The sequence below is a fragment of the Streptococcus sp. HSISS2 genome, assembly GCF_000448665.1.
In the GTDB taxonomy this organism is placed as follows: Bacteria; Bacillota; Bacilli; order Lactobacillales; family Streptococcaceae; genus Streptococcus; species Streptococcus raffinosi.
Window position 1 is genome coordinate 1,577,909 of record NZ_CM002133.1, and the last position, 21,873, is coordinate 1,599,781.

Consider the following 21,873-nt stretch of genomic DNA (forward strand, 5'->3'; position numbering starts at 1 on the left):
AGTTACACGGTTACGTTCACCTGTACGTGTGAAGGTTGCTTCTTGAGTTACTGGAGCTTTTCAGAGCTGGACGACCGTCTGTTTGACCATCTGCGTATTCATACTTGATCGTACGAGTTACTTTGCTATTCAATTTAGCTGGGTCTGTTACTGGCTCTTTACCTTGACGGTAAACGTAGGTTACTGTACCGTTGCTACCCCAGTCAGCAAGCGATCCTGAAGGTGGCAAACTACCATTTTTCATCCCAACAAAATCATAGTTAGGAATATTCTTCTGTTCAGTGGTATAAGTTTTACCTTTGAAAGCACCTTGTGGATAGGTTACTGAGCCTTCAGCGATTACTCGACCTTGCTCATCTTCATAACGTACGTCAACAGAGGCACCTTGATAGAAGTTGAAACTCTTGATTTTGAACTGTTGCAAGTTCTTGAAACCACCAGTCGACGCTGTAACCACCATAGACATCACGTCTTCTGGAGTAGAAACTACCTTCTTCCATTCCTTGGTACCAGAATTACTTTGGTAAGAGATAGTTAATTCCTTGGTTGTACCGTTATAATCGATAGTAAATTTATGGAATTTATTATCCAGGTCACTTGAGTCCAGACTCTGAGCACTATTAAAGTCTGTCTCAGCCCACCAACGTTCATATTCGACACTTTTTCCTTGGAAATTACCAGGAATTTTTTTTAAAGTGGTGTTTACCCAAGCACCGTATTGATCTAATTTAGGGTCTTCAGACCATCCGTATTCGAAGAACCCTTTACCATTAGTATCAAAACGATCTCCTCTTGGTGGTGCGTAAACGTTACGGTAGGTATCCAGTTTGAAACCAGTTGCGTTACGCAAACCACCGATACCAAGGTTACCTCCAGAGGCACCGAGGTCTGTTGTATCCCCTGTATGGAAGGCAAAACCGATACCATCGGCACCACCTTTAGCTTGTGTCTTATCACCAATGTTAACCTCACCAGTCAGCTTGAAGCTTTGGTTCATATTGATCTTACTCTTCAGACTGAAGTTACCTCCCTTAGAGGGTTCATCTGGAGTAAGGGTTACGGTACCGTCATCTTTGTTATAGGTAGCTGAACCATTCAATCTGAAGTAGTCAAGGAAGTTTTCTTTCGTTACAGTTGTTTCTCCTGTTTTTGAATCAAACGAACTGGAGCCACTTACTCCTGTACTACGGAAACCGCTTACTCCTACTCCTGCTCTACGGAAACCAGCGTAACCTTTAATTATTTCGTTTTGAGCTGCTGCTAATGCGGAAATAGCTTCACTCTTAGCTACTACATTTGGTGTTTTGCTAGCTACTTTTTTAGCTGATTCCTTAGGTTCTTCAGCAACAGTTGATTCTGCAGCCGTTTCAGATGAAACTGCAGTTGACTCTGCAACAGCTGAAGCCGCCGATGAAGCTACTGGAGCCTCAGACTGAGCTACAGGGGCAGCTGATTGACTAGCCACTACTGAAGCTTTAGATGCTTGTGAAGTAGCTTCTTTCAATACTGCGTCACTTTCTGAAGTAGCTTCTGATTTAACAGTCTTGTCTTCTACTTTGTTAGATAACTCTCCTGCAGAGGTAGAAGATGCTGTTGAGGCAACACTCGAAATTGCATTGTTTTCAGCAACAGTTGCTACGGTTGAATCCTTACCTATGGTCGAATCAGAATCATTCGTTCCCGAATCTTCTCCTGAATTTGGCACAGAGGTCGGTTTCTCCGTAGAGGTGCTTGAAGAATCTGTCTTAGCTAGCGTATCGGCTGAGACAACATTCCCCCCAAAGACCATGAAAGCTGCAACAGCTACAGAAGCCACGCCCACACTAAGCTTACGAACTGAGAATCGAAGCCGTTTATCAGCATTCGCACGGTTTAATCTGCGTCTTGCATTTTTATCCATGAATATTTCTCCCTTTTTCAAATATAGTCCAACTACCCCTATTATGCAATATTCAATCATTTGATGTTTAAAAATATATAATAATATGAAGTTGTTGATTATAATGCCAAACCTCTAACATTATATCGCATTCATTATACTTGTTTTTTCTCATTATATCAAGAGTTTTACTATTAAATTTTTTCCATCATAACAATAATGTAACATTGTGTTACTAACTTCTAAATGCATGTTTTATACTCCAAAATGCGTAATCTTCATTTATTCAAAAATGACCTGTCTACTTCTTGCTACAAAAATCGAAAAGAAGCGACCTTCCGAGACAAAAGAAAGCTCAGTCCAGCAGCGGGTTAAAGCACTTAACTCTAACGACTTTCACATTTTGTTTCTTGAATATACAATATAAGTGCACAATAAAAACTCATAAGATTTTCTAGTAAAATAGAATTGAACGAACTAGTTATGAAAGGAAATCTTATGAGCTATCATCATTCATCATTTTACTATAGATAAACGTGAAAGCATTCTCGTTTACCGTACGCATGGCCTAAATTTTTCTCAAATTGCTAAATTACTTCATCGTCATCCGTCTAGTATTAGTCGTGAGTGGAAACGACGTCTAGACGAGTTCGTAAAACAGATAAAATTGACGCTGAAAAGTTGGCTAAATCTCAGCTTGTGCACAATCGTAAACCAACTTACGTGCAGGAAGAAGTTTATCAACACCTGCGTGATTTAAGCCGTTTCTATCAAAATATGACAGAAAATCTTGTTCAAGTGCATTCACAACATCGCTTCAGCTAGTCATACCAATCCTTGTTATATCGCAGATTTCTATGAGAAACGAAAAAGACAATCGACAATAGCTTCAACTAAGCCACATACGATTGCCTCTATACATCGTCTCATTCGAACAATGGATTACCTCATTACGCATAACAAACTTTACGATTATTCTTTAACCCAAAATCGATAAGGCTGTCTATGCCGTATTATTGTAGCACCTTGTTTCAAAAAATACCAGATGAGGTGTTTTTTAGCATGCCCTTTTATGGATCAAAAAGTGTTAAAAATAAGACAGTAACCTCACAATAGCTACTGTCTTATCTCTTTTTTAATTAAAGCTTTGATAGACTTGACAAATGGTAGAAAAAGAAACCGAAAAACTTTCGATTTCTTGGAATTTCATACATAAAAATCAAGCCCCTACTTTCTTCCAATGAGTCTTGGCGTCCTTTAAAATACCAGCTAGGGTTTTCTTTTTCAGTTCTTTTTCCATAGCCACTTGAACATCCTCTAGGTTCTGATCCAAAATGCCATGGATATTACGTCCTACAGGACAGGCTGGATTTGGATGATCATGGAAGCTAAAAAGTTGACCGCTTGGTCCGATACTATCAACAGCATGGTAAACCTGTAGAAGGTTGATCTCCTCTGGCGATTTGACTAGTGTGGCCCCACCTGTGCCTCTTTGAACTGAAATCAAATCTGCTTTCTTAAGTTGCGATAAGGTTTTGCGGATAATTACTGGATTGACACCTACACTACTTGCCATTAAATCACTGGTTAGTTTGGTTTCATTGTCCTTGTTCAGTGCAATTAAGGTTAAAACGTGAACAGCAATGGTAAACCGACTTGGAATTTGCATAACATAAACCTCCCATTTATTGTATGATTTTCTTGATTATAACAGAAATCAAGTTGTAAATCAATGAGTTACAACATATAAAATCCTCTCAATTTAACCTAAAAAAACAGATATCCTTTCATTGTCCTATCTGTTTTTTTTGAGTTCTCATTTGTAACTAAAGCGTTAATAATACGATTCTTACTGTGGCTCTAGCTTAGTCTTTTGCTTCTTACGGACACCTTGCCCTTCGATATGTTGTTTGACAAGTTCCACAACTTCATCATTGGTTGGTAAGTCCGAGTGCTGGGCATCTTCGCCGGTAACAGTGATTTCGGTATAGCTCTTTGCTTGATTCTGATAGATGTATTTCCCAGCTGAAACGCTAGCATCAGGAACCAACTCATCCGAGTCATAGGTGATAGTACCTGCTACCGAATAGACATGTAAGCTTGATGGGATATTTTTCTTGGCTGCTATGAAATCCGCCAGCATCACCGATTTATTTTTTATATTAGTTTCAGTGAAATTATAGGGCGTTCCGATAGTCATCAAAGAATTTATCTTGACATCGTAGTCGCTAAGATAATTTTCAATAAAGGCTGTATAAATAAGACCACCATTTGAATGTGCTAGACCTTTGAAATTATTAAAATTATATTTATTTTGCAGGGCTTCAAAGGCCTGATTCATCATCTTGGTTTGTTTCTTGATATTGCTGTAGCCGTCGTTGTTATTTTCAAAGCCGATAACAATAATAGGTTCATTGTCATTTTTCTTGATTTTTCCATCAAAGGTAATACGCCCATTATTCCAAACCTTGACTTTGAGCAAGCTATGCTTGGCCCCGCGACGATCTTGATTAAGCTTACGCACTAGACCATCAAAACGATTTTCCGTAGCGGAACTCCCCGGAATCATGATAATCGGAGACAATTTCGAGTTGTAGAAAGTCTCAATTTCCTTGACATTTTTTTAGTCCAGCTATAAGAAGGCACCGCTAAGCCAATGAGAAAGACAGCAACCAAAACAAAGACCAACTTCATTTTTTATTGAGCTTCATTAGTTTCTCCTTCCTCTTTTAAACCGTGTTGTACCTTATTAGAAAGTCTTACGAAAGGAATAAAGATAGCGACATCAACCGCAAAACAAAACAGACTAACAGACAAGGCACGAAGGCTACCACCAGTACCGATAAAAGCATAGAGCAGGCTAGGGGTACCATCTGGTACAGGATAAACTGCCGCCGGCATAAGACGGAGCGCTAAAGCAATTGCTGCTATTCCCATGTTGACCATTGGTGCTAACAGAAAGGGAACAAGATAAACCAGATTAAGCAAAACTGGTACACCCACCATCAAAGGAGCGCCATTATTAAAGAGACTAGGGAAAACACTAAGAAGACTGACTTTCTTGTCCTTATAACTGGTTGAGGTTAAAAGAAGGGCTACCAAGAGAGCCAAGACTGATCCAACGCCAGCAACCAAACCATAACTGTGATAAAGATTTGTCAGAGTAAAAAGATTGGGAAGCCCTGTCGTCGTATGATGGGAAACCGCATAAGTCAGATTTTCCAAAGCAAAGCTATCTTCAGCTATAGAATTGAGAGCGAAGGCTTGACTATTCCCAATCCAAGCAGAAAAAGTACTCAAAAGTCCCATCATAAAGGTTGAGAAAAGATGATTACCGGTGACGATAATGGTCGATGTAGACTGTCTAATAGCCTGAAATATATTTTCTCGTTCACCAATAACCAATAGAATATTAAGTCCAATTGCCAAAATTAAGGACAAAAAAATGGGACGAACCGTCTTAGGCTGATAAATATAGTCCTTATCCACAATTTGGTCATCACTAGCTCTAGAAAATCGGAAAATCTGACCAACCAGATAACCCACGAAGATAGCCAACATAATATTAATCGAAGCCGGTAAATTGATACGCGTCAAATCGCCATCGTTTAGTGGAGACATTAGTAACTCTTGCGACCCTATAATCAAGCTGACCAAAAGTGAGGTCACACCAGCCGTACCAGTACTTCTACCATAGTGTCCAGCCGTGTATTTTCCAGCAAAATAAGTCGATAAGGGACCTGCTAATCCACCGAGAAAACTAGAAAGATTAATAAGCACCTGACCTGACGTCTTAAAGGCCGGCAGCCAATCAGAAACTGAAAAAAGCTGGTTAATATACCCCATCTCAGAAAAAACAGATAGTGAAATCACCCGAATAATTCCTGAAAATAGGAAAAAGGGGAATAGCGAAACCAAAGTTTTCTGTGTAATCTGAACAAAACCACGCTCACGAAACCAGAGAAAACTTCGGATCAAATAGTTTGTCATAAAAGACTCCTAGAAAAAGGCCACACTCGGCCTTGCATTAAACATTCACTATCATTATAGCACAAAGGAAAGGGACTTACCTTAATCATGGATTAAAGCAAAAATCACCACTTTCTCAAAACTCCTAGCAATCACTTTCTTATTTATTTTTAGTTTTTGAACCCTCTTTAATCATCACATACAAAAACCGTAAGCCTCCATTTTCGAGACTTACGGTCAATTATTTATTAAGCAAAAGTAGTCACATCAGAAGCATTCAAACGAACAGATTCGAAACCTTCTTCATTGGCCTTCCCAAGGGCAATGAGCAAGACTGGCACATGACGGTCAGCATCAAGTCCGAACGCTTTGGCGAGACCTTCTTTTTATAGCCACCGATGGCATTGGTATCATAGCCGTATGAACGAGCGACCAACATCAATTGCATAGCGGCCAGACTAGCATCGATGTGGACAATTTCATTCATCACTTCGAAAGGAGCATTTTCATACATTGGTACAATGCTTGATAGTTGTTTCTCCTTGACCTCTTCAGGCATTTTTCCTTGAGCAACGGCCTTACCATAGATTTCTTCTGCTCTTTCTTGACTCTTCAAATCGGCAAAAATGAGAACCATGGCTGATGACGTTTCATTTTGTAATCCATTGTAGCTGACAAAGGGTTCCAATTTTTCCTTGCCTTCCTCACTATCAACAACGACAAAACGCCAGGGTTGCATGTTCACTGATGATGGTGCTGTAACAGTCTTGTCCAAGATTTCCAACAATTCTTCTCGTGGAATCTTGAAAGAAGTATCAAAGTTACGAATGGAACGACGGTTATATACAATATCTGAAAAATCATTACTTATTACAGGCATCTTACGTCTCCTTTATTCAGGGTTAAAAAATTAATATAATCAAGATTATAACATAAGAGATTTTTTATCAAAAATAATTGCTACATAAGTGCTTAAAGATTGGTTTCCTTGAGTCCTAGTCGTTTCACTTCAGATGAATAGTAAATCATGATGGTAATGAGGCTGAGTGTAATTAGCCAGATTGACTTAATATAAATGAAGTGCATTAGAAGAGCTGATACAACAGCACCAACCACAAAACTGCCTACGACAAAGCCATAATTAACCGCCTGGCGACGATATTCTTTCTGATCCTCGCTACCCTGAATAACATAATAAAGTGCCGTCAGCATTCTTCGATAATTTCCTGAAGTCATAAAAATCACAAAGGGGTGATTTTCAATCTGACTACCGATAAAAGTCTTCATCATAACACCTTCAGAAAAAGCGATAATCGGAAGCTCTAATAAAGAATTTGGTGTTAAAAATGGTAAAATGGCAGTCATCACACACAGAGGAAGTAGACCATGAACACGCCAGTAAGCATTCTTACGATGGTCTTTAAACCACATGCCAAAAAGAAAACCTAAGGTAAAGAAAAGAATGGAAAAACATCGCAACATGTTATGGTACATGCTACTACTACACCAGTCAGCAATTAACAAGAGAATATTCCTTGTCTGGGTTGTAGCTAAACTATGGTAATACATATGAGAAAAGACATCCAAAGCTCCTCCCTGAAAGACTAAGCAAATTTGGCATCATACGTGTATTCTGAGGCAAAAGATTTCGAGACTCTATTACGTAACTCCCATCTATAAATAAAAATGATAGTTTCATAATAGCAAATCTAAAGAAACACGCTAAAAAGCAACCCTGACGAGTTGCTTAAAATCCTATTAAAAATTAACTGAACCTAGGATATTCTATGTGTTGATGCTAATAGATATCACGTCTATGACCGACTTCGAGGGCTAGAATGACTAGTTCGTTATCCTTAATATTGACAATGACACGATAAGCACCAATACGATAGCGCCATTGTCCGGTCCGATTGGCAACCAAGGCCTTTCCCTTAGCTCGTGGATTATCTGTGACACGATTGAGATAAGATTTTATTTGTTTCCTAACGAAAGGATCTAACTTTTTAAAACTTTTGGCAAATTTAGGGGTTGGTACTATCTTATAGGTCATCCCAATTGAGCACCTCCCCACCATTTTCTAGATACTCTTCATATTCTGCTAAGGCCAAATCAGCGACTCTAGCATCGTATTCATCCTCAATAGCTTCTAAAGTTTTGGTACGAATTAATTCTGACAAGGATACCCCTTCAAATTTCGCAATTGCCTGCATGAACTTCTTATCTGCTTCTGAAACTTTCAATGTAATTGTTGTCATATCCTTAACCTCGTTCTCTTTTGTAACACCATTGTATTACCACTCCTCCATTTTGTCAATTTCGATGATAGATTCACACTTTTATTCGTAAAACAGAAGAAAAAGCAACCCTCACGAGTTGCTTGCAATCCTATTAAAAATTTACTGAATCGGGGTCATCCTGAGTCTTGATACCTTGAATCTTATCCAAGACTGCCATGTCTTCCGCTGACAAATCAAAGTCAAAGATATCTAGGTTGCCTTCAATATTTTTGGGTGTCACAGACTTAGGTAATGGTAAGAAACCTTTTTGAAGACTCCAACGCAGAGCAACTTGAGCAACAGATTTTCCGTTACGTTCGGCCACTGCTTCAACATCTTCATTTCCAAAAATGCTACCAGTACCTAGTGGGCTATAGGCTTCAAGAAGAATATCACGCTCTTGGCAATAGGCAACCAACTCTTCTTGGGCACAACCTGGAGCCAAGAGAATTTGGTTAACCTGTGGAACAATCTCAGCCGTTTCAAGGAGGGCTTCAAGGTGATGTTGCATAAAGTTAGACACACCGATAGCACGAACCTTACCGTCTTTGTAGGCTTCTTCCATTGCCTTCCAAGCACCTGCATTGCCAGCCTTCCAAGTATCATTCTCACGAAGTGCCTTTGGATTTGGCCAGTGGATGAGTAACAGATCCAAATAATCCACACCAAGTCTTTCAAGAGACTCATCGATAGAGGCCTTAGCCAAGTCATAATCGTGCTTGTCATTCCAAAGTTTGGTTGTTAGGAAAATATCCTCACGAGCCACTTCACTATCAGCAATCGCCTTACCTACTGAGACCTCGTTACCATAAATTTGAGCTGTATCAATATGTGTGTAACCCGCCTTAAGTGCAAAGCTAACGCTTTTATTGGCTTCTTCCCCTTCTGCAATTTGCCAAGTTCCAAAACCAATTTTAGGAATCGTGACCCCATTTGAAAGTGTATATGTTTCCATGCTTTTCTCCTTTTCTTTTTTAAATAGTACTATCTTAAAAAAGATAAGTCAAAAATGCAAAGATTTGCTACGGCTTGTTTGATGAATAGTTCCTTACTTCTTTTTCCGCTTCTTTTTAAAGACAACACCATTTTCTTTAAGGATTTCCATGCTCACCTTTCCAACTCCTCTAATCGCTGCTACTTCCTCTTCCGTTTTCTTTTTAAAATCTTTAAATTCTATTAAGCCATGTTGACGAAGTATACGCTCCACACTTATTGAAAGACCTTGGAGGGCTTTACTCGGTTCTATACTTTTTTCCAATTCTCTAATTAATTTGTGCAATTCTGGATTTTTCTTTTTCGCAACATGTCTTTGTGGACGTTTCGCACGATATTTTTCGATTAACCAAGTAAAATAATATTCTGACTGGGACAGATCAACGACTTGATTAAAAACCATCAAAAGACTTTGCATACTATTGGCTTCAAATAAGATAGGGTTGACTTTAAGCGTTTCGGCAACTAGACGCTCTTCATCACCTTGTTCAATCATTTTAAATAATTTTCGAACTCTGGATTTTTTGCATAGAGAAGATCAAAATAGAAATCCGCATCCTCAATATGTCCTGTCATTAGTGAGACGGTCATCATAGGTACTATCATCAAATCTTCTTCGTGATATTCCATTTGCTCACATTCGAAAAAGCTCTTAGCCTTATCAAACTCCTCCAGATTACAATAGGTAGCCATCAATTCGTAACGGACTCCCATGTGATCTTGAACATCTATCTCTAAAATCTCTTCAAATTCCTTAATAGCGAACCTTTGCATACTGTTGCTTAAATAAAATTTAGCAAGATTATACTTCAAAGACAAATAAGGACGCTCATCAAGATTAACCCAGCCCATTTTTGGACCTTGCTCCCACTTGGACCTTTGCTCTTTTTCTAAATCAATTAGGCCTTTTAGATGTTCAAGTGGCCTTTGAAAAGTCAAGAGCATCTGCTTAGCATCAAGATTTTCAGGATCTAGTTTTAAAGCTTCTGTCAAAAATTCCTGACTTCTTGAAGGATCGTCCTCATAATAATGATAAGCCTCTTCAATGAGTTTCCAGGCTCTCTCCTGCTTTGAATCAGGAGAAGTAATCTCATCAAAAAGCCCTTGGTTGTATTGTCTTGCAAAATCTTCAAGAGCCATGTCCACACTGAGATACTCTGTAATATGTTCTTCTAAGAATGCTTCTGCTTTTTTTGTGAAGTCTTCAAAAGATGATGTCATCAATCTTCTCCAATCTATGTTTATTTCTCTAACTACTATTGTACACGTTTTCATAGAACATTACTATATTCTAAGTGAAATCAACAACCTCTTAAATTGTTATTGACAAAAATAGTCGCCAATCACAATACTGATAATAATCCATAGAGTCTTATTTTTGGACATCTAAACTCAAAGTTGTATACTTATATTAGATAGAGTGCCATTGGACGATTAACGTCAAGGCATAATCTTCAAGTTTCATTTAAAGCTACAAAAAATCATTAACGTCTTGGGATTGGTTTAGTCCCCTTTCTTTATCAATAACTTTAACTCACTTTTTCATAATTTTACTAGACCACTCCCATTTTTAAGGGAATTGAAAACTGAGTTATATTTTAAGAGGAAACAGAGGTCTGTTTCCTTTTTTCTTACTTCAAACCATGACAAAAGGAAACCCTTTCGAGTTTCCTTTATCAAATATATCGTTGGAGGCAAAGTCCAATAATACTTTAGTTGAGTGGTTCAATCATGAAGCTCAATTGATAGCTATCTGCTGAGCTAACCAAGAATTCGTCATGAACTGGAGCACCCCATGAGTCGTCACCACCGACACCCATTTGAGCAGCAAGAACTTTAATCCATGTAGCATCAGATTGTTGCAACTCATATTGATGACGAGCATTTTCAATTTGTTCAGTACTGTTACGCAAAGCACTGAATTCGAATGCCTTATTAAGTGCGGTGAATTTAAGACCATTGTGGTTATCATCAGATACTGTAAATTCACGAGTACCATAGTGATTACCAGATTCTTGTGGCATTAGATATGGAGCAAATGTCTTTTCAACAGAAGTTTCATATCGACCAAGATAGGCACCAGGAAGTTTATCAAGATAGCTTTCTTCTGCACCGTATCCATAATAGCTAAGGTTTGTAAATTGTGAACCAATAGCAAATTCTAGACCAAATTCAGGGAAGTTTGGCAAACCTGCTTTACCATCATAGTTTGCAGTAACAAAGATTCGACCTTTGTAGTCAACTTGATAAGTTACCTTAACTTCGACATCAGACAAGCCTGGCAATTCATGAACATAAGTCACTTTAACAGAGTCATCTTCGATTTGAATTTGAGTATCTGTAACCTTACTATAGTTTCCAGCAACTTTCCAGCCTGCCATTTCGAATGGATATCCTGCACCACGATCGTTGTCAGTGTAAGCACGAGTAAAGTTAAGTTTAGGACCTTTCTCGATGAATTCAACACCGTTATACTTAGCAGATACTAGCGTATTTTGTGCACGTGAAAGCAAGATAGAGAAGTTTTGTCCTTGAATTCCGATGTTGAAGTCGCCTTCAACAACATTCAAAGGTGCTTTAACTGGTGTTTCAGTGCTAATCTTTTCAGCAACATATTGACCACGAACAATTTCATGTCCTTTTGGAGCCCATTCAGTTGCTTCCTTCTGAACACAAGCAACTTCATAAATTCGTTCAGCATTTGAAGTTCCAACAGCGAATTCTACTGGGAATGTTGCTTCTTCACCTGGTTTAACATCAAAGTGATATTCACTTTCGCTAACTTTTCTACCATCTTCGTAAACTCTAGCTAGGAAAGTATAAGCAGAAAGATCTTCAAAGACATTATCATTCTTGATAGTTACTGATTTTTCATCAACAGCAATCTTAATATTAGAGTAAAGATGTTTAACTGTTTGAAGTTTTGGAGTTAGGGTACGATCTGCGAAGACAATACCATTTCCACAAAATTCGTAGTCAGAAGGTCTATCATGCCAGTCACCACCATATGATAGGAATTCGCTACCATTTGGAAGTGGTTTGTAAATAGCTTGGTCAATGAAGTCCCAAATAAATCCACCTTGGTATTCTGGATATTTTTCTAAGTCAGTGTAGAGTTTCAATCCACCACCAGAGTTACCCATTGTGTGCATGTACTCACATGAAATATAAGGTTTTTGAGGATTATTAGTGAGGTATTCTTCAATATCAGCTGGTTTCGCATACATACGACTTTCGATGTCTGTAATGTAATCAAATTCACGACACCATGTAACACCTTCATAGTGAACTGGACGAGTATTGTCAACACTACGGAAGTAATCAGCCATGTCAGCAATATCTTTACCAGCATATGATTCATTACCACAAGACCAAATGATAACACTAGCATGGTTCTTATCACGTTGGAACATGTTATTGGCACGATCCAAACAAGCAGGCAACCATTCTGGTTCACTAGCTGGGATATTCCATGAAGGTTCGCTTAGACCAAGTTTTTGCCATGTACCGTGTGTTTCAAGGTTGGCTTCATCAATAACATAAAGTCCATATTCATCACACAATTCATACCAACGTGTTTGGTTAGGATAGTGAGACGTACGAACAGCATTGATGTTATGTTGTTTCATCACTTTGATATCCCAAAGCATATCTTCTTCAGTGATACAACGTCCTGTTCTAGCGTTAAATTCGTGTCTGTTAACCCCTTTAAAGACAATTCTCTTACCATTCAAAAGCAGGAGTTTATCTTTAATTTCGAAGTGTCTAAATCCAACTTTAACTGAAACGACTTCAACAACTTGGTCATCATCCAAAACATGAAGGGTCAAATTGTAAAGTTTAGGACTTTCAGCACTCCAAGGTTTGATTTTCAGATTTTCAAGACTTACAGATAGTTCACCGTCACCATTAACAGATGCATCACCTTCTGTAACGATGCCTTCATAATCTGAAAGAACATATTTAATCTTCTTATCTTCATAATCACCAACAGTCTTCAAATCAATATCCAATTGACCTGCTTTTGTTTGGTAATCATAATCTCCCTTAACAAAGAGATCTTGAACGTGAACTTTTGGAATAGCATACAAGTAAACATCTCTGAAAATACCGTAAAGTCTCCAGAAGTCTTGGTCTTCCAACCAGCTTGCTGTAGAGTAACGATAAACAGCTACCGCCAACTTGTTATCACCTTCAACAAGGTAATCACTAATTTCAAATTCACTAGGTGTAAATGAATCTTCACTGTATCCTACAAAGTTACCATTGACCCATACAAAGATGGAAGTGGCAACCCCTTGGAATGAGATAAATACTTTTTATCTTTTAAAGCATCATTCAAGGTAAAATGTTTTACGTATGATGCAACAGCATTTGATTCTTGAGGAACTTGAGGTGGACGAAGGAACTCTTTACCATCCCAAGGATATTGGGTATTCACATATTGTGGAGAACCAAAACCTTGAAGCTCTAAATGACCTGGTACATTGATGAAATTCAAATCAGTTTCATCAAACTCTGTTTTATAAAAGTCTTTTAAAACCTGATTTGTATTCTGAGCATAGTGAATTTTCCATTTTCCATTAAGAGATTGTCTTAACTTCATCTCCCCTTCAGAAAATTCTGCAAGAGATTCAAAATACTTATGATCTGAGTGAGCGTCAACAGTATTAACGCTAACAATCTTTGGATCGTTTAAGTAAGTTTGAATTTTTTCAGTCGTGTTCATAGATTACTCTCCTTTTTTGAAAGTAATAACTTCAGACAAAGCTTCTACCTTTTCTCCAACTTCTTCTTCAAGATGGAAAGCACTGAATTTTTCTGAATTAGTTACAGTGACAAGTACTGTGTCATCAAGACCATTTTCTCAATAATTGGTGGCCAGAACTCAAGAAGTTTATCTCCAACTTCAACATGTTGACCTTGTTCTACGTAACTAATGAATCCTTCACCTTTAAGTTTAACTGTTCCGATACCAACGTGGATAAGAACAACGACACCATCTTCACTTTCAATACCAACTGCATGGCGAGTAGGAAGAACTTGACGAATGGTACCACTAATTGGTGCAAAGACAGCTCCATCAGTAGGTTTAATGGCGAAACCTTTACCCATGCTACCTGAAGCAAAGTGTTCATCATTAACACTTGAGAGGTCAACCAAATGACCAGTTGTAGGGTTTACAAGAGATACGACGTTAGCTTTAACTTCATTTTCAGAAGTTGCTGCGCTAAAGCGATGTTCCAATTCTTCGACGATTTCAGCGTGACGTGCTTCAGTCAAAGTGATTTTACGAGCAATAATGAAGGCACCGATAAGCATAGCTGCTGCTGGGAAACCAAACATGCTAAGTTTAAAGACAACTTGTTGATGAACTGTAATATCAGCTGCTTTAGCACCAGTTGTCATACCTGCGGCAACGGCAATCAAAGATACAAGCCAGTTTGACATTGCTCCACCAAGTTTATCAACAAGTGGACGAACTGACAAAGTAAGAGATTCATCACGGTGTCCCAATTTCCATTGACCATATTCTACTGAGTCAGATATAATCATAAGGATAACAAGGAACACAAGAGGTTGTGGAATGAAGAAGAGTTCAGCTGCAGTCAAGATCATTGGAAGTGAAGTACCTGCAATACTAAAGATTCCGATACCACCGAGCATTACTGCAATACATCCATAGAACAAACGTTTACGGTTGAATTTACCAGCAAGACTAGGGAAGAGTGAAACTGAAACCAAACCAACAATAGTGTTTAATCCGTAAAGGATTGAGTATTTACCTGAATCACCAAGGATGAATGTGAAATAGTAAAGTTGTAGGGCATTAAGTGAGTTAATACCAAGACCGTAGAACCAATATCCGAGAGACAACCACATCAATTGGTCATTTTTACCAAGAACCTTAAAGACTTCTTTAAGACCAGTTTTTTGTTTATTATCACGAAGTTTAGATTCAACTTCACGAGTACCAATACCAACAGCGATTGATGTGATCACACCAATAAGAGCAACGATGAAGGCAAACCAGAACCAACCAGTTTTATCTCCTGAACCACCAGTTTTAGTCATTGAGAAGAACAAAACAATTGGCATGATGGCAACACCGACAATGTTAGCACCGATTGTAGAACCAATACGGGCAAAAGTTGCCATTTTTTCACGTTCGTGACTGTCAAGAGACAAGGCAGGAATCATTGACCAGAAACCGATATCTTTAATTGAGTAGAAGACATCCATTACAAGGTAGATAATTCCGAAAAGTACAAGATACAAGAAAGGATTTGTTTTATTCAAACCACTTAAATCGGTGAAGAGAAGCAACAAGGCGATAGAACTGATGATACCACCACCAACTACCCATGGTTTGAATTTACCATACTTAGTATGAGTGTTATCAATCATGTTACCAATCAATGGATCGATAAATACTTCCAAGATACGCAAAATAGCGATGATGTTAGTAATTAATAGTACGTAGTGACTATTTTGCTTTGGATCACCTGTGTTAAACAAGTGAGTTGTCACAAACATGATAAAGTATGTTGACAACGTTGCATAGAAGACGTCGTTACCAAAAGCACCAGCTGTATAGGATAGACGAGACTTCATCTGACCGTTAGATTTTCCCATTATGAAAACCTCCTGTTATTATTTTGAATACGCTTACATTATACAAGTATTAGCTTAAATTGTCAATAGATTTAGTGATTTTTTACTAAACTTTTACTAATACGTGATTACTTTGATGAATTAAAGTATTGGAAGCCAATTTCATAGTTTACACTATGACCCTTCTCTAAGATAATATCTCCAAAACCTTTGTGATTAACGGCATCTGGAAGGGTTTGAGCTTCCATAGCAATAGCTTCACGCCCTTTTGCTATCTTACCTTTATCTCTTGCAAAGTAAATATTATCTTCGATATCATCCATCGTAAAAATGACTAAACCATTTCTGTTTGAGAAGATTTCGATACCATCTCCACTCTCTTTATCATGGAGAACAGCTACTTCTTTCACATGGTCACAAGTTTCGCCACCTACTACAAAAGCATCATCGAAACCTTGATTTGCTTCAATTCGAGGGAGCAAGTCAGTTGTCTTTCTGAAGTCATAATTTGTTCCATCTACATTAATTTTTTGTCCTGTAGGGATTAACTCAGAATCCAATTCCAAATGATAGTCTGAATAAATTTTTAACTCATGAGTTGACAAATCTTGCTTGTCACTAAGATTAAAGTAGACATGATTGGTCGGATTAAAGACTGTCGTTTCTGTAACATCAAAGGCATCAAAGAAGATTGATAAGCGATTGCTGTTGTTAAGTCTGTAGGTAATAGAAACTGACATGTCACCAGGGAACCCATCGACACTTGAGTAAAGTCTTCTAACAAACTTTGTCTCAACGTATTCCTCTGTCAAGTTTGTGACATAATTCCAATTTTGGAACTGCATCCCTTCCGGACCACTGTGTAGGCAATTTTCTCCTTCATTCTTAGGAAGGCTATAAAGAACCATCTCATGAGTATACGAAGCTTTTCCGATTCTTCCAGCAACCCTTCCGACAGATTGGCAGGCACATAAACCATTCTTGTAATAATCTTCATAAGCATCAAAACCAAGAACAATATTCTTTAAACCGCCCGTTTCAGTTGGAACTAAAAACTCCTGTAATGTTGCTCCTAACGTTAGCGTTGAGATGATAACACCCTTATCATTCTCCATCGTAATTTTGCTGACATCGCCTGAATCAACTTTTCCAATAATTTCGCAGTTTATTTTCATATTATTTCCTCAAAAAACAAAGAGTACAATAATTATATATACTCTTTGACCCTTTGTTTATTATTTTAATTATCCTCGATCATCGTACCCTTTTGGATGGCTAGAATGCCATGCCCAAGCACTTGCGATGATTTTTTCGATGTTATCAAATTGTGGTTTCCATCCAAGAACTGTACGTGCTTTTTCAGATGAAGCAATCAATGTATCAGGATCACCAGGACGACGATCAGCTTTCTCAGCTGGGATTTCTTTACCAGTTACCTTACGAGCGGCTTCAAGAATTTGAAGGTTTGAGAATCCCGTTGAAGAGCCTAAGTTGAAGGCTGTTGACTCATTGCCCTTACGGAGATATTCCACTGCCAAAAGGTGGGCATCTGCCAAGTCAAATGGGTGAACATAGTCACGAACATTTGTACCATCAGGAGTGTTGTAGTCATCACCAAAAATCATGATTTTTTCACGAACACCTTGAGCTACTTGAAGGATAATTGGAAGAAGGTGAGTTTCTGGACCATGGTCTTCACCGATAGATCCATCAGGTTTTGCACCAGCAACGTTGAAGTAACGAAGTGGCACATATTTAATACCATAAGCTTTATCAGACCACTTCATGATAGTTTCCATCATCAACTTACTTTCACCATATGGGTTGATAGGATTTTGTGGTGTTGTTTCAAGAATTGGAATTTCTTCTGGGATACCGTAAGTTGCTGCTGTTGATGAGAAGACAATGTATTTAACACCGCATTCGTTCATAACTTCAAGCAATTTAACCATTCCAGCTGTATTGTTATCAAAATATTTGAGTGGTTTTTCCATTGATTCACCAACCAATGAATAGGCCGCAAAGTGAATAACGGCATCAACATCAGGATTTTCTTTGAAGACCTTTCTCATAAAATCTTGATCAGAGAGATCGCCTTGGTAGAAAATAGCATCTGGATGTACGGCAGCACGGTGACCGGTTACCAAACTATCTACTACTACTACTTTTTCTTGACCTTTTTCAACTAAGCGATCAACCATGTGAGAACCGATATAACCAGCTCCACCTAATACTAAAATTGCCATTTCTTATCTCCTTTCTTCAGAAAAAACAATTAATCAGCTAAATTTACAAAATCTACAAATGCTTTAAACTGATCTAAGCCTTCACTATTAGTCTTATAAACACCTGCATCTTCTAGTACACGAGCAAAGATATCTGCAACAGATTGTCGAACAACTTCTGTCACTTCCTCAGCCGTAACATTCGGATTTTGAGCTTTGAGTTCATCTGCCCATTCTTGGTGAATTGGAGCTACTTGATTGCCTTGACCCAATAGATAGTCTTCAACATCTTTAAGTTCTGTTTTCAAACGAGGTGGAAGAATGGCCAATCCCATAACTTCAATCAAACCAATGTTTTCTTTCTTAATGTGTTGAACATCTTTATGTGGGTGGTAGATACCGTCTGGATGTTCTTCAGAAGTTTGATTGTCACGAAGAACCAAATCCAATTCAAATTTGCCGTCTTTTCTACGAGCAATTGGGGTAATGGTGTGGTGAGGTTGTCCATCAGACTCAGCCAAGACACCAGCTTTTTCGTCTGAATAACCACGCCAGCAATTGAGAATTTTGGTTGCTAGAGCAATTAGTCTTTCCTTGTTTTCACTTCTAAGACGAAGAACAGACATAGGCCAATTAACGATACCAGTCTCAACATCAGAGTATCCATCAAAGCTAACTTTTTCTTTAATGCCTGCTACTTCCATTGGGAAGGTATGGCGACCACCTTGATAGTGTTCATGTGTAAGAATCGAACCACCTACAATTGGAAGATCGGCATTTGAACCTACGAAGTAACCAGGAAATGCTTCAACAATTGATAGGAGACGACCAAATGTCAATGGACTGATGTGCATTGGTTCGTGCTTACCATAAAAGAAGATAGAATGTTCATTAAAGTAAGCATATGGTGAATATTGGAAGCCCCAATCATTTCCTTCCATTTGGAAACGAATAACACGGTGATTACTACGAGCTGGGTGATTGATGCGACCAAGATAACCTTCATTTTCCATACAAAGTTGGCATTTTGGATAATCAGAAGCTACCGCATTTTTAGCTGCAGCGATGGCTTTTGGATCTTTTTCAGGTTTTGAAAGGTTAATCGTAATTTCCAAGTCACCGTATTTAGTAGGTGCTTTATAAGCAATGTTTTGAGCAATCGCCTTTACCTTAACATAATCATTGCGTTTACTGAGGTCATAAAAATCAGCAATTGCTTGCTCTGGGTTTGATTTATAGGTATCCCAAAAGTTACGATTTACAACACTAGGGCTTGGTGTAATCAAGTCCATGAGTTGAGCACCGATGATATCTTGTTCTTCATTAAGTTCACCTACGGAACCAGCTTTAACACCTGCTTGAAGCAACTGGTCTTTAAGGTCAATCAATTCAGAGCTATCTGTTTCAACATCAGCAACTCCTTCTCCAACCAAAGCAAAAACTTTGTTTGTCAAATAGATACGGTCCAATTCCTCATAATCACTATTTTCAATAACCAGAGTTACAAAAGTGTTTACTAAATTTTCAGCCATAATCTCTACTTCTTTCTCATTAATCAAGTACTCGTGAACCGCCAGCTACTTCAGCAATATAGAAGCTTGGTGCATAACCAACGACTTCTTCATAACGTTGACCAACTGCTTTTTTGAAATCTTCAACTTTATCTTTGTTTACTAACGCGATGGCACATCCACCAAATCCCGCTCCTGTCATACGAGCTCCAAGAACACCTTCTTGTTCCCATGCTGTGTGTGCCAAAGTATCAAGTTCAAGACCTGTAACTTCGTAATCATGTTCCAATGACACGTGAGAAGCATTCATAAGACGACCAAAGCCTTCCAAATCTCCTGATTCAAGAGCTTTACGGGCTTGAAGTGTACGTTGATTTTCAAGAACTGCATGGCGTGCACGTTTGATACGATTTTCATCTTTAATCAAGTAGCTGTATGCGTCAAATGTCCAGAGGTCCAATTCACCAAGTGTTTGGATATCAAGCTTTTCTTGGAGTTCAGATACTGCTGTTTCACATTCAGCACGACGTTCATTGTATTTAGAATCAGCCAATTCACGACGTTTGTTAGTGTTCATGATGACAACAACATTGTCTTTAAGGTCAAGTGGTACCAAGTCATACTCTAAAGTATTTGTATCCAAGTAAATCGCACGTTGTTCAGCTCCCATACCAATAGCGAATTGGTCCATGATACCAGAGTTAACGCCGATAAAGTCATTTTCAGTTTGCTTACCGATTTTAACCAAGTCAAGGCGTTCCAATTTAAGGTCATAAAGTTTTTCAGCAATAACACCAATCAACAATTCCAAAGATGATGACGATGACAAGCCTGATCCATTTGGAATGTTACCATAGATGTAAATATCCATACCTGAATCAATCGTATGACCAGCTTCTTGCAAGAAATGAAGAACACCTTTTGGATAGTTTGTCCAGTTGTGTTCTTTTTCAAAACGAAGATTTTCAAGTGGTACTTCGATGATTCCCTTATCTTCAAAGTTACCTGAGAAGAAACGCAAAACTTTGTCATCACGTTTACGGGCCGCTCCGTAAGTACCTAAGGTAATAGCTGCTGGGAACACATGTCCACCGTTGTAGTCAGTGTGTTCACCAATCAAATTAATACGACCTGGAGAAAAGAAAGTATGTTCTGCTTCTACACCAAAAACTTCTTTAAACTTTTCTCTTAACTGTGATGTCTTCATAGGATGTACCTCGCTTATTCTTTTTTACACTAACAGTGTAACCCCTTTCACAAGGAAAATCAATATTTTTACTGTTTTTTAGTAAAAAATAGGTAAAATTTTAGAATTTATGGTATACTTTGGTTGAAAGGAGAACAATATGGCTACATTAAAAGATATCGCAAAATTGGCTGATGTATCAATCGCAACTGTTTCACGTGTTCTCAACCAAGATGAAAACCTCTCCGTTACTGAAGAAACCAGGCACCGTATTTTAACTGCGGCAGATGAAATCGGATATACCAAACATCAGAAAATCGGAAACTTGAAAAAAGAAAAACATCAAGTGGCAATTATCCAATGGGTAAGTGAGGAAGATGAGTTAGACGATCTCTACTACTACAACATTCGGCTTGGAATTGAAACAAGAGCCCATGAGCTAGACTACGAGATGCTTCGTTATTTCAATGACATTCCTTTTAGTCTCGCTGAAGAAGTCATAGGTATACTTTGTATCGGAAAGTTTAGTCGTGAACAGATTACTGAATTGGAATCATTGGGTAAATCACTGGTCTTTGTAGATAGTGATACTCTACTTCAGGGACATCCTTGTGTGACAACTGACTTTGAAAATGCTGTTCAAACGGCACTAAGTTATCTCACTGAGCAAGGGTGTAAGAGCATCGGTCTTTTAACAGGGCAAGAAAAACAACGGATTCAACTGAAATCGTTCCGGAGCCTCGTTTACGTTCTTATCGTAACTACTGTATTGAAAAGAGCATCTATGACCCTCTTTTGATTCTTTCAGGTAATTTTACAGTTCGATCTGGCTATGACCTTTTAGCCTCTAAAATAGCAAGTGGTACACCCCTACCAGATGCCTACTTTGCAGCTAGTGATAGTCTGGCTATCGGTGCTCTTAGAGCCCTCCAGGAAAATGGCATTAATGTCCCAGAAGATATCCAGATTATCTCCTTTAATGACACCAGTCTAGCCAAACAAGTTTATCCGCCACTTTCTAGTGTTACTGTTTATACCGAAGAAATGGGACGAACTGCCATGGATGTCCTCAATAAACAAGTCTTGGCTCCAAGAGAAATCCCGACACTTACTATGTTGGGCACTAAACTGACTCTGAGAGAAAGTACGAAATAATTTCTTACTATTAAATATCTTCTAAAATTGAAAACGCAAAAAGAGACTGGAATTTCTTCCA

13 protein-coding genes and 7 pseudogenes are annotated in these 21,873 nt (G+C 38.3%); 3 read left to right on the forward strand and 17 right to left on the reverse strand.

The window, feature by feature from the left end; all coding sequences use genetic code 11:
- Nucleotides 1–16 precede the first annotated feature (16 nt).
- Complete coding sequence (locus HSISS2_RS07035; protein WP_021146076.1) at nucleotides 17–1,900, reverse strand: YSIRK-type signal peptide-containing protein; 1,884 nt, start codon at nucleotides 1,898–1,900, stop codon at nucleotides 17–19.
- 606 nt (nucleotides 1,901–2,506) lie between these two features.
- Here HSISS2_RS07035 and HSISS2_RS12210 point away from each other — a divergent pair.
- Together HSISS2_RS12210 and HSISS2_RS12215 are read left to right on the forward strand one after the other, a co-directional pair.
- Nucleotides 2,507–2,704, forward strand: coding sequence for a transposase (locus HSISS2_RS12210; RefSeq protein ID WP_042767072.1), 198 nt, complete (start codon nucleotides 2,507–2,509; stop codon nucleotides 2,702–2,704).
- Nucleotides 2,661–2,876, forward strand: a pseudogene (locus tag HSISS2_RS12215) (IS110 family transposase); the annotation flags it as partial. The gene HSISS2_RS12210 and the pseudogene HSISS2_RS12215, both read left to right, overlap by 44 nt.
- 222 nt (nucleotides 2,877–3,098) lie before the next feature.
- Here HSISS2_RS12215 and HSISS2_RS07045 read toward each other — a convergent pair.
- The 16 genes and pseudogenes from HSISS2_RS07045 to HSISS2_RS07120 form a co-directional block, all read right to left on the reverse strand.
- Nucleotides 3,099–3,548 carry an Rrf2 family transcriptional regulator gene (locus HSISS2_RS07045; protein ID WP_021146078.1) on the reverse strand — a complete coding sequence of 150 codons (450 nt, stop codon included), beginning with the start codon at nucleotides 3,546–3,548 and terminating at the stop codon, nucleotides 3,099–3,101.
- A gap of 180 nt (nucleotides 3,549–3,728) precedes the next feature.
- Nucleotides 3,729–4,573: pseudogene (locus tag HSISS2_RS07050) on the reverse strand (alpha/beta hydrolase).
- A 3-nt stretch (nucleotides 4,574–4,576) separates the two neighbouring features.
- On the reverse strand, nucleotides 4,577–5,869 hold the full coding sequence (locus HSISS2_RS07055; RefSeq protein ID WP_021146080.1) for a PTS transporter subunit EIIC: 1,293 nt from the start codon (nucleotides 5,867–5,869) through the stop codon (nucleotides 4,577–4,579).
- A 227-nt stretch (nucleotides 5,870–6,096) separates the two neighbouring features.
- Nucleotides 6,097–6,728 (reverse strand): annotated as a pseudogene (locus tag HSISS2_RS07060) (nitroreductase family protein).
- Nucleotides 6,729–6,820: 92 nt separating this feature from the next.
- A pseudogene (locus HSISS2_RS07065) lies at nucleotides 6,821–7,508 on the reverse strand (YoaK family protein).
- Between the two features lie 138 nt (nucleotides 7,509–7,646).
- Entirely contained in the window at nucleotides 7,647–7,901 is a 255-nt protein-coding gene (locus HSISS2_RS07070) for a type II toxin-antitoxin system RelE/ParE family toxin (protein WP_021146083.1), read from the reverse strand.
- Entirely contained in the window at nucleotides 7,891–8,106 is a 216-nt protein-coding gene (locus tag HSISS2_RS07075; protein ID WP_008535010.1) for a type II toxin-antitoxin system RelB family antitoxin, read from the reverse strand. Before HSISS2_RS07075 ends, HSISS2_RS07070 begins: the two co-directional genes overlap by 11 nt.
- Before the next feature lie 133 nt (nucleotides 8,107–8,239).
- Nucleotides 8,240–9,082 carry an aldo/keto reductase gene (locus tag HSISS2_RS07080; RefSeq protein ID WP_021146084.1) on the reverse strand — a complete coding sequence of 281 codons (843 nt, stop codon included), beginning with the start codon at nucleotides 9,080–9,082 and terminating at the stop codon, nucleotides 8,240–8,242.
- A 93-nt stretch (nucleotides 9,083–9,175) separates the two neighbouring features.
- Nucleotides 9,176–9,616, reverse strand: coding sequence for a hypothetical protein (locus HSISS2_RS11915; protein ID WP_021146085.1), 441 nt, complete (start codon nucleotides 9,614–9,616; stop codon nucleotides 9,176–9,178).
- On the reverse strand, nucleotides 9,613–10,341 hold the full coding sequence (locus tag HSISS2_RS11920; RefSeq protein ID WP_021146086.1) for a hypothetical protein: 729 nt from the start codon (nucleotides 10,339–10,341) through the stop codon (nucleotides 9,613–9,615). Before HSISS2_RS11920 ends, HSISS2_RS11915 begins: the two co-directional genes overlap by 4 nt.
- 491 nt (nucleotides 10,342–10,832) lie before the next feature.
- Nucleotides 10,833–13,849 (reverse strand): annotated as a pseudogene (locus HSISS2_RS07095) (glycoside hydrolase family 2 TIM barrel-domain containing protein).
- A 3-nt stretch (nucleotides 13,850–13,852) separates the two neighbouring features.
- A pseudogene (locus HSISS2_RS07100) lies at nucleotides 13,853–15,756 on the reverse strand (PTS sugar transporter subunit IIA).
- 107 nt (nucleotides 15,757–15,863) lie between these two features.
- Nucleotides 15,864–16,910 carry a galactose mutarotase gene (locus HSISS2_RS07105; RefSeq protein ID WP_021146090.1) on the reverse strand — a complete coding sequence of 349 codons (1,047 nt, stop codon included), beginning with the start codon at nucleotides 16,908–16,910 and terminating at the stop codon, nucleotides 15,864–15,866.
- Between the two features lie 69 nt (nucleotides 16,911–16,979).
- Complete coding sequence (gene galE, locus HSISS2_RS07110) at nucleotides 16,980–17,981, reverse strand: UDP-glucose 4-epimerase GalE (RefSeq protein WP_002888050.1); 1,002 nt, start codon at nucleotides 17,979–17,981, stop codon at nucleotides 16,980–16,982.
- 29 nt (nucleotides 17,982–18,010) lie between these two features.
- Entirely contained in the window at nucleotides 18,011–19,492 is a 1,482-nt protein-coding gene (galT, locus tag HSISS2_RS07115) for a UDP-glucose--hexose-1-phosphate uridylyltransferase (protein WP_042767242.1), read from the reverse strand.
- 19 nt (nucleotides 19,493–19,511) lie between these two features.
- A complete protein-coding gene (locus HSISS2_RS07120; protein ID WP_013990347.1) occupies nucleotides 19,512–20,678 on the reverse strand; it encodes a galactokinase in 1,167 nt (388 codons plus the stop codon).
- A gap of 139 nt (nucleotides 20,679–20,817) precedes the next feature.
- On the opposite strand from HSISS2_RS07120, the pseudogene HSISS2_RS07125 reads away from it, so the two are divergent.
- A pseudogene (locus tag HSISS2_RS07125) lies at nucleotides 20,818–21,812 on the forward strand (LacI family DNA-binding transcriptional regulator).
- Nucleotides 21,813–21,873: the final 61 nt, after the last annotated feature.

Bases quoted from the DNA above. Each gene is read 5' to 3' on its own strand.
- HSISS2_RS07035 (WP_021146076.1), bottom strand. From the start codon at position 1,900: ATGGATAAAAATGCAAGACGCAGATTAAACCGTGCGAATGCTGATAAA.
- HSISS2_RS07045 (WP_021146078.1), bottom strand. From the start codon at position 3,548: ATGCAAATTCCAAGTCGGTTTACCATTGCTGTTCACGTTTTAACCTTA.
- HSISS2_RS07055 (WP_021146080.1), bottom strand. From the start codon at position 5,869: ATGACAAACTATTTGATCCGAAGTTTTCTCTGGTTTCGTGAGCGTGGT.
- HSISS2_RS07070 (WP_021146083.1), bottom strand. From the start codon at position 7,901: ATGACCTATAAGATAGTACCAACCCCTAAATTTGCCAAAAGTTTTAAA.
- HSISS2_RS07075 (WP_008535010.1), bottom strand. From the start codon at position 8,106: ATGACAACAATTACATTGAAAGTTTCAGAAGCAGATAAGAAGTTCATG.
- HSISS2_RS07080 (WP_021146084.1), bottom strand. From the start codon at position 9,082: ATGGAAACATATACACTTTCAAATGGGGTCACGATTCCTAAAATTGGT.
- HSISS2_RS11915 (WP_021146085.1), bottom strand. From the start codon at position 9,616: ATGATTGAACAAGGTGATGAAGAGCGTCTAGTTGCCGAAACGCTTAAA.
- HSISS2_RS11920 (WP_021146086.1), bottom strand. From the start codon at position 10,341: ATGACATCATCTTTTGAAGACTTCACAAAAAAAGCAGAAGCATTCTTA.
- HSISS2_RS07105 (WP_021146090.1), bottom strand. From the start codon at position 16,910: ATGAAAATAAACTGCGAAATTATTGGAAAAGTTGATTCAGGCGATGTC.
- galE (WP_002888050.1), bottom strand. From the start codon at position 17,981: ATGGCAATTTTAGTATTAGGTGGAGCTGGTTATATCGGTTCTCACATG.
- galT (WP_042767242.1), bottom strand. From the start codon at position 19,492: ATGGCTGAAAATTTAGTAAACACTTTTGTAACTCTGGTTATTGAAAAT.
- HSISS2_RS07120 (WP_013990347.1), bottom strand. From the start codon at position 20,678: ATGAAGACATCACAGTTAAGAGAAAAGTTTAAAGAAGTTTTTGGTGTA.